Annotated in this window: 12 protein-coding genes; 10 read left to right on the top strand and 2 right to left on the bottom strand. The window is 64.2% G+C overall.

Annotation, left to right across the window (positions count from 1 at the left end; translation table 11 throughout):
• Positions 1–91 precede the first annotated feature (91 nt).
• The 8 genes from D3227_RS27070 to rpmG all read left to right on the top strand — a co-directional run bounded on the left by D3227_RS27070 (position 92) and on the right by rpmG (position 9,238).
• Complete coding sequence (locus tag D3227_RS27070) at positions 92–469, top strand: COG4315 family predicted lipoprotein (protein WP_120017323.1); 378 nt, start codon at positions 92–94, stop codon at positions 467–469.
• Positions 470–850: 381 nt separating this feature from the next.
• Positions 851–3,457, top strand: coding sequence for a type I DNA topoisomerase (gene topA, locus D3227_RS27065; protein WP_120017322.1), 2,607 nt, complete (start codon positions 851–853; stop codon positions 3,455–3,457).
• A gap of 6 nt (positions 3,458–3,463) precedes the next feature.
• Complete coding sequence (gene rnr, locus D3227_RS27060; RefSeq protein WP_120017321.1) at positions 3,464–5,770, top strand: ribonuclease R; 2,307 nt, start codon at positions 3,464–3,466, stop codon at positions 5,768–5,770.
• A 17-nt stretch (positions 5,771–5,787) separates the two neighbouring features.
• Complete coding sequence (locus D3227_RS27055; RefSeq protein WP_425374557.1) at positions 5,788–6,222, top strand: DUF983 domain-containing protein; 435 nt, start codon at positions 5,788–5,790, stop codon at positions 6,220–6,222.
• Positions 6,223–6,390: 168 nt separating this feature from the next.
• Positions 6,391–7,131, top strand: coding sequence for an NUDIX hydrolase (locus D3227_RS27050; protein ID WP_120017385.1), 741 nt, complete (start codon positions 6,391–6,393; stop codon positions 7,129–7,131).
• 16 nt (positions 7,132–7,147) lie between these two features.
• Entirely contained in the window at positions 7,148–8,323 is a 1,176-nt protein-coding gene (locus D3227_RS27045; protein WP_120017320.1) for an MFS transporter, read from the top strand.
• A 98-nt stretch (positions 8,324–8,421) separates the two neighbouring features.
• On the top strand, positions 8,422–8,880 hold the full coding sequence (locus tag D3227_RS27040; protein WP_120017319.1) for a YqfO family protein: 459 nt from the start codon (positions 8,422–8,424) through the stop codon (positions 8,878–8,880).
• Between the two features lie 190 nt (positions 8,881–9,070).
• Positions 9,071–9,238 carry a 50S ribosomal protein L33 gene (gene rpmG / locus D3227_RS27035; protein WP_006201775.1) on the top strand — a complete coding sequence of 56 codons (168 nt, stop codon included), beginning with the start codon at positions 9,071–9,073 and terminating at the stop codon, positions 9,236–9,238.
• Positions 9,239–9,758: 520 nt separating this feature from the next.
• On the opposite strand, the gene D3227_RS27025 is transcribed toward rpmG, so the two are convergent.
• Together D3227_RS27025 and D3227_RS27020 are read right to left on the bottom strand one after the other, a co-directional pair.
• A complete protein-coding gene (locus D3227_RS27025) occupies positions 9,759–11,132 on the bottom strand; it encodes a PleD family two-component system response regulator (protein ID WP_120017318.1) in 1,374 nt (457 codons plus the stop codon).
• 27 nt (positions 11,133–11,159) lie between these two features.
• The gene (locus D3227_RS27020; protein ID WP_006201772.1) at positions 11,160–11,531 is read right to left on the bottom strand and encodes a response regulator; all 372 of its coding nucleotides are present in this window, start codon (positions 11,529–11,531) and stop codon (positions 11,160–11,162) included.
• A 222-nt stretch (positions 11,532–11,753) separates the two neighbouring features.
• On the opposite strand from D3227_RS27020, the gene D3227_RS27015 reads away from it, so the two are divergent.
• Together D3227_RS27015 and D3227_RS27010 are read left to right on the top strand one after the other, a co-directional pair.
• Positions 11,754–12,053 carry a DUF3572 domain-containing protein gene (locus D3227_RS27015; RefSeq protein ID WP_120017384.1) on the top strand — a complete coding sequence of 100 codons (300 nt, stop codon included), beginning with the start codon at positions 11,754–11,756 and terminating at the stop codon, positions 12,051–12,053.
• On the top strand, positions 12,050–12,703 hold the full coding sequence (locus tag D3227_RS27010; RefSeq protein ID WP_120017317.1) for a hypothetical protein: 654 nt from the start codon (positions 12,050–12,052) through the stop codon (positions 12,701–12,703). Before D3227_RS27015 ends, D3227_RS27010 begins: the two co-directional genes overlap by 4 nt.
• The last annotated feature ends 2 nt before the right edge of the window (positions 12,704–12,705 follow it).

Below are 12,705 nucleotides of genomic sequence, written 5' to 3'. Positions count from 1 at the left end.
AGGCAGGGGGAAGAAACGAGCGGCCGGGCGCGTTGAACAGACGAGGCCGCGATTTCCCGCGCGTCTCTTCGTATTACCCAGGGAGATTTCCATGAAAACGATCACAGCCGGGCTCGCCGCGCTTTTGCTCAGCACTGCCGCTTCCTTCGCCGCCGAGGCGTGGAAGGAAGCCGATGTCGGCGGCACCAAGATCTACACCGATGCCAACGGCATGACGCTTTATACCTATGACAAGGACGAGAAGGGCAAGACCAACTGCTACGACAAATGCGCCACCAACTGGCCGCCCCTGAAAGCCGAGGCCGAGGCCAAGGCCGACGGTGAATGGACAGTCGTCGACCGCACCGACGGCACCAAGATGTGGGCCTATGAGGGCAAGCCGGTCTACACCTTCATCAAGGACAAGAAGGCCGGCGACATGACCGGTGACGGCGTCGGCGAGGTCTGGCACGTCGTCAAGGCCGACTGAAGTTCCCAATGGAGCGTCCTGCCTGCTGGCAGACAGCGTGCTGTCGCGAGCGGGACGTCGACTGGTCGCCGGGCACCTCCATGCGCCTGGCGGCCGGTTTCATTATGCAGGCCATTGCGCCTGCTCAGATGCGGCACTGGGCCTGATTGGCATGGTCGCCGGCGACGTATCTCCGAGTCGTTTCGGGTCGCTCGAAGCATGAACGGCCTTCCCCGAAATTCTGTGATGTTCCCCATACACTCTAAGAGTGTATTGCTGCGGACGTCCCCGCAATTTGGCCACTTGCCCTTGACCGATTGCAAAAGCGCGGCCATGTGAGCGACGAAAAGAACGCGTCGCGCAGCGGAATTCTTCTGCCGCCCACAGCTGATATGAGACCTCATGGACGTCGTCGTCGTCGAATCGCCGGCCAAGGCTAAGACAATCAACAAATACCTCGGCAAGAACTATAAGGTTCTGGCCTCGTTCGGCCATGTCCGCGATCTACCAGCCAAGGATGGCTCGGTGCGCCCGGATGAGGATTTCGCCATGTCCTGGGCTGTCGACACCGCCTCGGGCAAGCGCCTGGCGGACATCGCCAAGGCGGTGAAGGATGCCGACGGCCTGATCCTCGCCACCGACCCGGATCGCGAAGGCGAAGCGATCTCCTGGCACGTGCTGGAAGTGCTGAAGCAGAAGCGCGCGCTGAAGGACAAGCCGGTCAGCCGCGTCGTCTTCAACGCCATCACCAAGACCTCGGTGCTGGAGGCAATGGCCAATCCGCGCCAGATCGATGCGCCGCTGGTCGACGCCTATCTGGCGCGCCGGGCGCTGGACTATCTCGTCGGCTTCACGCTGTCGCCGGTGCTGTGGCGCAAGCTGCCGGGCGCCCGCTCGGCCGGCCGCGTCCAGTCAGTGGCGCTGCGCCTGGTCTGTGACCGCGAATCCGAGATCGAGCGCTTCATCCGCGAGGAATACTGGCAGATCGCCGCCATCCTCGGCACGCCGCGCACCGAGAATTTCGAGGCGCGGCTCACCGCCTTCGAGCGCAAGAAGCTGCAAAAACTCGACATCGCCAACAAGGCGCAGGCCGACGACATCAAGGCGATGCTCGAAGGCGCGACCTTCAAGGTGCTGTCGGTCGAGGCCAAGCCGACCAAGCGCAATCCCGGCCCGCCCTTCACCACCTCGACGCTGCAGCAGGCGGCCTCGTCGGGCCTCGGCTTTTCGGCCAGCCGCACCATGCAGGTGGCGCAGCGCCTCTATGAAGGCATGGACATCGGCGGCGAGACCGCCGGCCTGATCACCTATATGCGAACCGACGGCGTACAGATGGCGCCGGAGGCGATCGACGCCGCGCGCGATGCGATCGCCAAGGAGTTCGGCCCCAAATACTTGCCGGAAAAGCCACGTTTTTACACGACCAAGGCCAAGAACGCCCAGGAAGCGCACGAGGCGATCCGACCGACCGATTTCATGCGCACGCCGGCTTCGGTCAGGCAGTATCTCGATGCCGACCAGGCGCGACTCTACGAGCTGATCTGGAAGCGCGCCATCGCCAGCCAGATGCAGCCGGCCGAGATCGAGCGCACCACTGTCGAAATCGAGGCGGTCAATGGCGCCCGCACCGCCGAGCTTCGCGCCGTCGGTTCGGTCGTTCGCTTCGACGGTTTCATCGCCGCCTACACCGACCAGAAGGACGAGGACGCGGAAGACGAGGAGAGCCGCCGCCTGCCCGAAATCCGCGCCGGCGAGCAGCTCAGGCGCGAGGCGATCAACGCCACCCAGCACACCACCGAACCGCCGCCGCGCTATTCGGAAGCCTCGCTGATCAAGAAGCTGGAAGAACTCGGCATCGGCCGTCCCTCGACCTATACGGCGATCCTGAAGACGCTTGAAGACCGCGATTATGTCGAGATCGACAAGCGCAAGCTGGTCCCGCAGGCCAAGGGCCGGCTGCTGTCGGCCTTCCTCGAAAGCTTCTTTGAACGCTATGTCGAATATGACTTCACCGCATCCCTCGAGGAAAAGCTCGACGAGATCTCCGACGGCAAGCTCGCCTGGAAAGACGTGTTGCGCGACTTCTGGAAGGACTTTTCCGGCGCCGTCGCCGACATCAAGGAGTTGCGCGTCACCGACGTGCTCGATGCGCTGAACGAAGAGTTGGCGCCGCTGGTGTTCCCCGCACGCGAAGACGGTTCGAACCCCCGCATCTGTCCGAAATGCGGCACCGGCAATCTGTCGCTCAAGCTCGGCAAGTTCGGCGCCTTCGTCGGCTGCTCGAACTATCCGGAATGCTCGTTCACCCGCCAGCTTGGCGACGCCGCCAACCCCAATGGCGAGAATGGCAACGGCGACGACGGCACCAAGGTGCTGGGCAAGGACCCCTACACGGCCGAGGAGATCACCCTGCGCAGCGGCCGCTTCGGCCCCTACATCCAGCGCGGCGACGGCAAGGAAGCCAAGCGCTCCAGCCTGCCCAAGGGCTGGACGGTCGATTCAATCGACCACGAGAAGGCGCTCGCCCTATTGGCGCTGCCGCGCGACGTCGGCAAGCATCCGGAGAGCGGCAAGATGATTTCGGCCGGGCTAGGCCGCTACGGACCGTTCGTGCTGCATGACGGCACCTACGCCAATCTCGAAAGCATCGAGGACGTGTTCTCGATCGGCCTCAACCGCGCCGTGTCGGTGATCGCCGAGAAACAGCTGAAGGGCAAGAACGGCCGCAATGGCGGCACCCCCGCCGCGCTGAAGGAGCTCGGCGACCATCCGGATGGCGGCGGCAAGATCGTCGTGCGCGACGGCAAATACGGGCCTTACGTCAATTTCGGCAAAGTTAACGCGACGCTGCCCAAGGGCAAGGATCCTCAGGCGGTGACCATCGAGGATGCGCTGGCCCTGATTGCCGAGAAGGAAGCCAAGGGCGGTGGCGGCAAGAAGCCGTTCCGCAAGGCGGCGGGCGCGAAGCCCGCGGCCGCCAAAAAGCCGGCGGCGAAGAAAAAGGGATAGCAGGCCGTGGCGCGCAGGATCTCCGGACGAAGCCACGGCGATCCGCGCACCGCCGATACCCGCGCCAAGGTGAAGGACGACTACCGCCCCTCGCGCGACGAAATCCTGCGCTACATCGCCGAGAACCCGGACCGCGCCGGCAAGCGCGACATCGCCAAGGCGTTCGCGCTGCGCGGCGAGGATCGCATCTGGCTGAAGGACATGCTGCGCGACCTGCAGGACGAAGGTATCCTGACCAAGGAGCGTAAGCAGCTCGCCCGCGTCGGCGCCCTGCCCCATGTCGCGGTGCTCGACATCTTCGGCCGCGATGGCGACGGCGTGCTGCTGGCGCACCCGGCCGAGCCCCTCGGCAGCGGCGAGCCTCCTGTCGTCTCGATCCGCGTCTCGCGCGGCGGCAATGGTCCAGCGCCGGGCATCGGCGACCGGGTACTGGCCAAGACCTTCCCGACCGACGATGCGACAGGCCCTGCCTATACCGGCCGGGTGATGAAGATCTTCGAGAAGCGCACCGAGGCCGTGCTCGGCGTCTTTCGCGTGCTGAAGGACGGCACGTTCAGGATCGAGCCGGTGGAGCGGCGCCAGCCCGAACTGGTCGTCGACAAGGAATTCCAGAACGGCGCCAAGAACGGCGACCTGGTCGAGGTCGAGCCGGCGCGCGCTTCCCGCTACGGCCTGCCGCGCGCAAAAGTGCTGACGGTGCTGGGCTCGCTGACCAGCGAAAAGGCGGTCTCCATGATCGCCATCCACGCGCACGACATTCCGCATATCTTTCCGGCCGACGTCATCGCCGAATCCGAGGCTGTGAAGCCGGCGACGCTCGATCAGCGTGAGGACTGGCGCGACCTGCCGCTGGTCACCATCGACCCGGCCGACGCCAAGGACCATGACGATGCGGTGTTCGCCTCGCCCGACACGGACGATAAAAACCCCGGCGGCGTGGTCGTCACCGTAGCGATCGCCGATGTCGCGGCTTACGTCCGCTATGGCACCGCGCTCGACCGCGAGGCGCTGAAGCGCGGCAATTCCGTCTATTTCCCCGACCGCGTCGTGCCGATGCTGCCCGAGCGGATCTCCAACGACCTCTGTTCGCTGCGCGAGGGCCAGGATCGTCCGGCGCTTGCAGTGCGCATGACCTTTTCCGCCGACGGCCGCAAAGTCAGGCATTCCTTCCACCGTGTCATGATGAAGTCGGCGGCGAAACTCGCCTACCCGCAGGCGCAGGCGGCCATCGACGGCGTGCCTGACGACAAGACCGGCCCGATCCTCGACGCGGTGCTGAAGCCGCTGTGGGACGCATACGCCATCCTCAAACGCGGTCGCGACTCGCGCCAGCCGTTGGAACTCGACCTGCCGGAGCGCAAGATCCTGCTGAAGGAGGACGGCACCGTCGACCGCGTCATCGTGCCGGAGCGGCTCGACGCTCACAAATTGATCGAAGAGTTCATGATCCAGGCTAATGTCGCGGCCGCCGAAACGCTGGAGGCCAAGCGCCAGGCGCTTGTCTACCGTATCCACGATGCGCCTTCGCTGGCCAAGCAGGAATCGCTGCGCGAATTCCTGCAGACGCTCGGCCTGTCGCTGGCGCGCGGCGCCCAGATGCGGCCGGCCCAGTTCAACGGCATCCTGGAGCGCGTCAGCGGCGCCGACAATGAGGGCCTGGTCAACGAAGTGGTGCTGCGCTCGCAGAGCCAGGCCGAATATTCGCCGAAGAATATCGGCCATTTCGGCCTCAATCTGAAACGCTACGCGCATTTCACCTCGCCGATCCGCCGCTATGCCGACCTGATCGTGCATCGCGGACTGATTGCCGCACTCGACCTCGGCGCGGGCGGCCTGACACAGAACGAGGCAGACCGGCTGGAAGATGTCTCGGTGCTGATCTCCGGCACCGAGCGCCGCGCCATGGCGGCCGAGCGCGACACGGTCGACCGGCTGATCGCCGCCTATCTCGCCGAGCGCATCGACGACCGTTTCGACGCCCGCATCTCCGGCGTCACCAAATCGGGACTATTTGTCCAATTGCCGCAGTACGGCGCGGATGGCTTTATCCCGGTGTCAAGTCTGGATGGCGATTACTATATCTACGACGAGACAGCCCGATCGCTGTTCGGAGAGCGCACCGGCAAGGGCTACCAGCTTGCCGACCGCGTCGAGGTTCGCCTGGTCGAGGTGGCGCCGATGGCCGGCGCGATGCGTTTCGAGATGCTGACCGACCCGAAGCCGATGGCCGGCTCCAAACGGTCGTTCCACAAGGCCAAGGGCCGCGCCCGCGCCTCGCAATCGCGTCCGGGTTCGCGCGGCAGGAGACGATGATGGCAAGACAGTTGCAGATGGAAGACCAGGTTTTCGGCGGCGAGCTTCATTCGGGCCGGGTTGCGCGTCCGCTGTGGACGGCAATAAAGCGCGGCATGCTCGGCCGCTGCCCGCATTGCGGCGAGGGCAAGCTGTTTCGCGGCTTCACCAAATCCGTCGACGCATGCGCCGTCTGCGGCGAGGAACTGCATCACCACCGTGCCGACGACCTGCCCGCCTATCTGGTGATCGTCATCGTCGGCCACATCGTGCTTGGCGCCTTCATGGGCGTCGAGTCAACCTCCACCCTCTCCACCTGGCAGCACATCGCCATCTGGGTGCCGCTGACCATCCTGCTGGCGGTCGCGCTGCTGCAGCCGGTTAAGGGCGCCGTCATCGGCCTGCAATGGGCGCTCTATATGCACGGCTTCGGCGGCGAAAAGGATGTCATCGAGTCTCACCCCGAGGCTTGAAGTCGCGGCTGGTGCAATCGGCTTTGGCTGAACGCCACTTTCGCACAAGACAAGTTTCCGCTAAAGCGCGTCGCGTATGAACGGGTTCACGCGACACGCTTCAGATCTTATTTCCATGCAGGTCGTTGGTCCCCGAACCTTCTGGACGACATGCATCAGGTCGAGCGTATGGACGGGATGACCAAGGCCGACATCGACAAGGTTGAGCGGAGTGTTGTACCGCCACAGGCTCGGACGCTGCGTCCGCGCGACGCCGCGACGCTGATCCTGCTCGACCGCAAAGGCGATGACATCCAGGTGCTGATGGGCCGGCGCCATGCCCGTCATGCCTTCATGCCCGGGAAATTCGTCTTTCCCGGCGGCCGCACGGATCCAGCCGATAGCCGCATCCCCGTTGCCGGGGCACTCCACTTGGAGGAGCAAGCCAATTTGACCGCCGGCCTTGGCCGCACGAGCGTAGCGCGCGCCCGTGCCATTGCGCTGTCGGCGATCCGCGAGACCTACGAAGAAGCCGGCCTGCTCATCGGCCGCAAAGGCGCCTTCGCGACGACCAGGCGCGACTGGCAGGGCTTTGCCGAACACGGTGTCATGCCCTCGCTGGAGCCGCTGCGTTTCATCGCGCGGGCGATCACGCCGCCAAACCGGGTGCGCCGTTTCGACACTCGCTTCTTCAGCGCGTGGCGTGGCGACGTCGCAGTTGAGCTTCCGGGCGGCGGCCCGACCAATGAGCTGGAGGAACTGGTCTGGCTGCCGCTGGCCAAGGCCAGGGAGGCAGATATTCCCGACATCACCCGCATGATCCTGGAGGAGCTGGAAAGGCGCCTCGCCGACGATCCGCTGCTTCGTCCGGGCGGCTCCGTGCCACTCTACCGGCTTGTCCGCAACCGCTTCATCCGCGAAATTCTATAGGTAATTCAGGCATCACATGACGGTCGATACCCAGCAACAGGGCGACGAACGCGTACACTGGCTGCCGATGGTCGCTGCGATCTCCTCGATCAGCGTCGTCGGCATCGCCATCGGCCTCGGCATGCCGCTGCTCAGCGTCATCCTGGAGACGCGCGGCCACTCGGCCTCGATGATCGGCCTCAACACGGCCGTCGCCGGCCTGGCCTCGATCGCCGGCGCACCGCTCGCCACGCCATTTGCCATGCGCTTCGGCGTCGCCTGGACCATGCTAGCCATGATTGCCGCCGGCGCGCTCGCCTTCGTCGGTTTCCATTTCGCGCCGGACTTCTGGATGTGGTTTCCGCTGCGCGTCGTGCTGCATATCGCGCTCACGGTGCTGTTCATCCTGTCGGAATTCTGGATCAGCACCTCGGCACCGCCGCACCGGCGCGGCCTGGTGCTGGGCATCTATGCCACCGTACTGTCGCTCGGTTTTGCCGCCGGGCCGTGGCTGTTTTCCCATCTCGGCAGCTCCGGCTTCAGGCCCTTCGGCGTGATCATCGGGTTGGTGACACTGGCCGCAATACCGGTGCTGGCGGCACGCAACGAGAGCCCGACGATCGTGGCGGACGGCGAGACCAGCAATTTCCTGCGCTACATCTGGCTGGTGCCGACCGCCACCTTCGCGGTGCTGGTGTTCGGCGCCGTCGAGACCGGCGGCTTCGCACTGTTCCCGATCTATGGCAGCCGCATCGGCTACTCCGAAGCCGACGCCGCCCTGCTGCTGACCATGATCGGCCTCGGCAACGTGCTTTTGCAGATCCCGATCGGCATGATCAGCGACCGCGTCTCGGACCGCCGCCATCTGCTCCTGGCTTGCGCCACCGTCGGCCTCGCCGGCACCGTCGTCATGCCGCACTTCGCCGCGAATTGGCACCTGATGGCAGCGCTTCTGTTCGTCTGGGGTGGCGTGGTCGCCGCGCTCTATACGATCGGCCTTGCCCATCTCGGCTCCCAGCTCTCCGGCCATGAACTGGCCTCGGCCAACGCCGCCTTCGTGCTTTGCTATGGCGTCGGCATGGTGCTCGGGCCGCAGGCGATCGGCATCGGTATGGACATCTTCGGCCCCTCCGGCTTCGGCTGGTCGCTCGGTGTTTTCTTCGCCGCCTATATCGCTTTGGTCGGCATCAGGCTCGTCCGGAAAATCCTGTAGGTGGGCTCCATCAAGCGCCTCGACGCACGACGCTGCTGACATCACCGTGTCAGCAGCACCCCTGCTATATCGGCGCTCCACAAGCAGGGAGATATCAGATGATCGACAGTGGATTCGAAACCAGATCGGTGCGGATGGAGTTGCTGCTGCTTGTCAGCTTCCAGGCACCACCCGCCGATGTCGACCGCATCATGGAAGCGGTGGTGGCGATCAGCCCGCTAGGCATGGGCAGTTATGACAGCAACGCTTTCCAATCGGCTGGCGGCGTCGAGCGCTACCGACCGCTCGAAGGTGCTGCCGCCGGCCCCGAGACGATCTTGCGTCAGCGGCCGGGCACGGTCGAGGTGTCGTTCGAACTGCCCGACGACCAGATGCTGGCTGCCCGAATCGTCGAGGCGATCTACCAGGCGCATTCCTACCAGGAGCCGGTGATCCGCATCCAGCCGCTGCTCGCCAGCCGCTCCAAGGGCCTCGACGACCGCGCCAACCCCAACCGCTGGTGGAACACCACTGGCGCCTGGAAGAAGGCCGCTTCACTGGTAAGGGAGGACGCCTGAAGCTGGCGACGTCGCTGCCGTCGGCACGCTCCGTTGCCGGTGGGCAATATGGGCATTGGGCGCGGCAGAGGCCCGGCCGGGCTTGACTTTCCGGGCGCGTTCTTTATGTGTCGCGCCAAGTTTCCCGCGTCCGGGTGTTTTCCCCGTGCTCCAGCGGCCAAAACTCCACGAACATTAACGGACGAACATCATGGCCAAAGCCGCAAACATCAAGATCAAGCTTCTGTCGACCGCCGACACCGGTTTCTTCTACGTGACCAGCAAGAACAGCCGTACCAAGACCGACAAGCTGTCGTTCCGCAAGTACGATCCGGTCGCCAAGAAGCACGTCGAATTCAAGGAAACCAAGATCAAGTAATCGGTTTCCTCCGAGTATGCCGAAACGCCGCCCACCGGGCGGCGTTTTTCGTTTGGCGGACTGATCGCCAGCCTGCGCCAAAAACACAGGTCTTCCACCGCTCGGCGCGGAATCCTGCTGTCGTCTTTTGGAAAAAGGGGGCCGGTCGGCGTTTGGCAGCGGTACGAGGAGGCCACTATGTGCCAGCGCCGGCCGGCCGACCCCACGGACCCAGGAGATGCGGCGGACCTGAGCATCATGGGGTATTTTTCGGATCGAACCGGCAAATCTACCCTCGTGCCGGTCGTCTTGGTCTATGGCTTCACATTTGCGCAAGACCTTATAAAAATCAACAGTTTCTTAACCAAGCCTCGCGAATCGCTTGGATTAAGGTAAATTCCTAACCTTGTTGAGTTGACTGGAAAATCGGGCGCCGGCGCCCGAGCATGCCCCCCCAAAAGTGGTATCCGGTTTCGGAAAAGATCATGCTCGAACAAAAAAGATAGAGCCCTATCCCGATCCCATAGGGATGGAATAGGCGCTATGCCGCCTTGGCGACGACGCGGTTGCGGCCGCCACTCTTGGCCTCGTAAAGCGCAAGGTCGGCGCGCTTCATCAGCGCTGCGACCGTATCGTTCCCCTTCAGCACCGACGACACGCCGACGCTGACGGTGACCTCGATCGCCTTGCCCTCATGGCCGATCGCAAAGGGCAACTGGGCGATCTCGGCGCGGATGCGTTCGGCAACCTTTTCGGCCACCGCGCCGTCCGTATCCGGCATGACCACGACGAACTCCTCGCCGCCGAACCGGCAGGCAAGGTCGATGCCGCGCACGTTCTTGCGCAACCGCCGCGCGAATTCGCGCAGCACGTCATCGCCGCCATCATGGCCGTGGAGATCGTTGATGGCCTTGAAGCGATCGAGGTCGCTGATCATCACCGATAGCGGCCGACGCCGCGCCACCGCACGGTCGAACAGCGTCTGCAGATGGCTGTCGAGGTAACGGCGGTTGTGCAGCCCGGTCAGCCCGTCAGTCACCGCCATCTCGATGGTCTGGGTGACGCTGGCGCGGAGCTGGTCGTTGTAGCGCTTGCGGCGCACCTGCGTGCGCAGCCGCGCGGTCAGTTCCTGCTGGTCGATCGGCCGCATCAGGAAATCGTTGATGCCGAGTTCGAGGCCGCGAATGATGCGCCCCTCCTCGCCCCCGTCGGCCAGAAGGATAATTGGCAAGAAGCGCGTGCGATCGAGCGAGCGCAGCTGCGAGCAGAGCCGCAGCGGATCGAAATCGGCGAACGCCGTCGAGATCAGCACACACTCGTAGGGCGTCTCCGCGGCCTGGAAGAAACCGGCATGCGGATCGGTGGCGATATCGAGATCGGCCCTGCCGCGCAGCATCTTCCGGATCCGCTCGAAGGACGATTTGCGCTCGTCGATCAAAAGAACCTTCGGCGTGGTGTCGGCCGCGGTGAAATTGCGGCTCAAAAGCTCCTCAATGCCGATGTTGCGGGTGGTCGAGGCGCGCAGCCGCAGCTCGTCGGTCAGCGACTTTAGCCTGACCAGGCTCTTGACCCGCGTCATCAGCTGCAGGTCGTTGACCGGCTTGGTCAGGAAATCGTCGGCGCCGGCCTCGAGCCCGCGCACCCGATCCGAAACCTGGTCGAGCGCGGTGATCATGACGACCGGGATATGCGCGGTCGCCGGATCGCTCTTCAGCCGCTTGCAGACCTCGAAGCCGTCCATGTCGGGCATCATCACGTCGAGCAGCACGACATCGACCTTGCCGTTTTCGCAGGTCTCGATCGCGTCCGGCCCGTTGGAGGCGGTCAGCACCTCGAAATATTCGGCGAGCAACCGAACCTCAAGCAGCCTCACATTGGCAGGGATGTCGTCGACGACGAGGATCCGCGCGGTCATGTCACAAGGCTCCGGCTTGGCTGGACATCAGGCATCGCCCAGATAGGATTTGATGGTCTCGATGAAGCGCGGCACCGAGATCGGCTTGGAAATATAGGCCTCGCAGCCGCCCTGGCGGATGCGTTCCTCATCGCCTTTCATGGCAAAGGCGGTGACGGCAATGACCGGAATGGAGTGGAGGTCGTCATCCTCCTTCAGCCATTTGGTCACTTCCAGCCCCGAAACCTCCGGCAGCTGGATGTCCATCAGGATCAGGTCCGGCCGGTGCCGGCGCGCCAGGTCCAGTGCTTCCAGGCCATTGCGTGTGCGAACCGTCTCGTAACCGCTGGCTTCGATGAGGTCCCGAAAGAGCTTCATGTTGAGCTCGTTGTCCTCGACGATCATGACCTTCTTAGGCATCGATTTCCCGTCCCGACGGCCTTCTGCGTGAAGACCATCGTCATGCGTCCTTGCCGGATCGCACCCAACCCTTCGCCACTCTACGCCAATTTGATTGACGAAACGGAAACCGGCCACCGCAAAAGCTGTCCGGATTCCAAACGCGGAGACGGTGATGGCTTGCCGCAAGCGACGCTTGCCATTACTGCGGAAAGAGACTCATTCCGCACCAAGAAGGTAATGATGGCAAGCCCAGCGTCAATGCGCGAGGAAGCGGAATCCATTGCCGTCAAGGCATTGGGCTTCGTCGCGGCCGATCCGGAGCTCCTGCCGCGCTTCCTGGCGATCACCGGCATCGAGGCGCAGTCGATCCGGCGGGCGGCAGGCGAGCCGGGTTTCCTGGCCGGCGTGCTGCAGTTCATCCTTGCTCACGAGCCGACCTTGCTGCGCTTCGCCGAAGAGACCGGAACCCCGCCAGCTGCCGTCGGCAAGGCCTTGCGCGCGCTGCCGCTCGGCGACGACGATCATGAGCGTTCGATATGAGCGACGATCCCGAAACAGCGCGGCAGATCGAAGAGCTTGCCGCGGATGACCGGCCGCTGCTGGTGCTCGACGTCGACGATGTCGTGCTGGAATTCATCCGGCCCTTCCCGCATTTTCTCAAATCGCGCGGCTTCGGCCTGACGCTCGCGTCCTTTCGCCTCACCGGCAACATCGCCGAGACCGCCAGTGGCCGCCTGATCGAACAGCAAGAGGTGAGCGAACTTCTGGGTGAATTCTTCGACGCCCAGGCCGACTGGCAAAGCATCACCGACGGCGCCGCTGAGGCGCTTTCAACACTCGGCGGCCGCGCCGAGATCGTCCTGCTGACCGCCATGCCGCACAAGCACCGTGCCGTGCGCCGCGCCCATCTCGACGCGCTCGGGCTGCCCTACCCGCTTCTGACCACCGAAATGGCCAAGGGGCCGGCTGTGGCCAAATTGTGCGGCAAGAAGGGCCGGCCGGTGGTTTTCGTCGACGACCAGCCGTCCAATCTTGCGTCGGTGCAAAGTTCGGTCGCCGACGCCCATCTCGTCCATCTGATGGCCGACAACTCGCTGCGCGCCTTCCTGCCGCCGGCGGCGGACGGCGTCATCGTCGTCGAGGACTGGCGCGACGCCGCGCCGAAGATCGCGGCGGCGCTCGGACTTTAGCT

Origin of the sequence: Mesorhizobium waimense, from assembly GCF_003601975.1 — a bacterium.
GTDB lineage: Bacteria > Pseudomonadota > Alphaproteobacteria > Rhizobiales > Rhizobiaceae > Mesorhizobium > Mesorhizobium waimense.
Note: the sequence above shows the minus strand (reverse complement) of the source record. Positions and strands in the feature narration are given on the sequence as shown.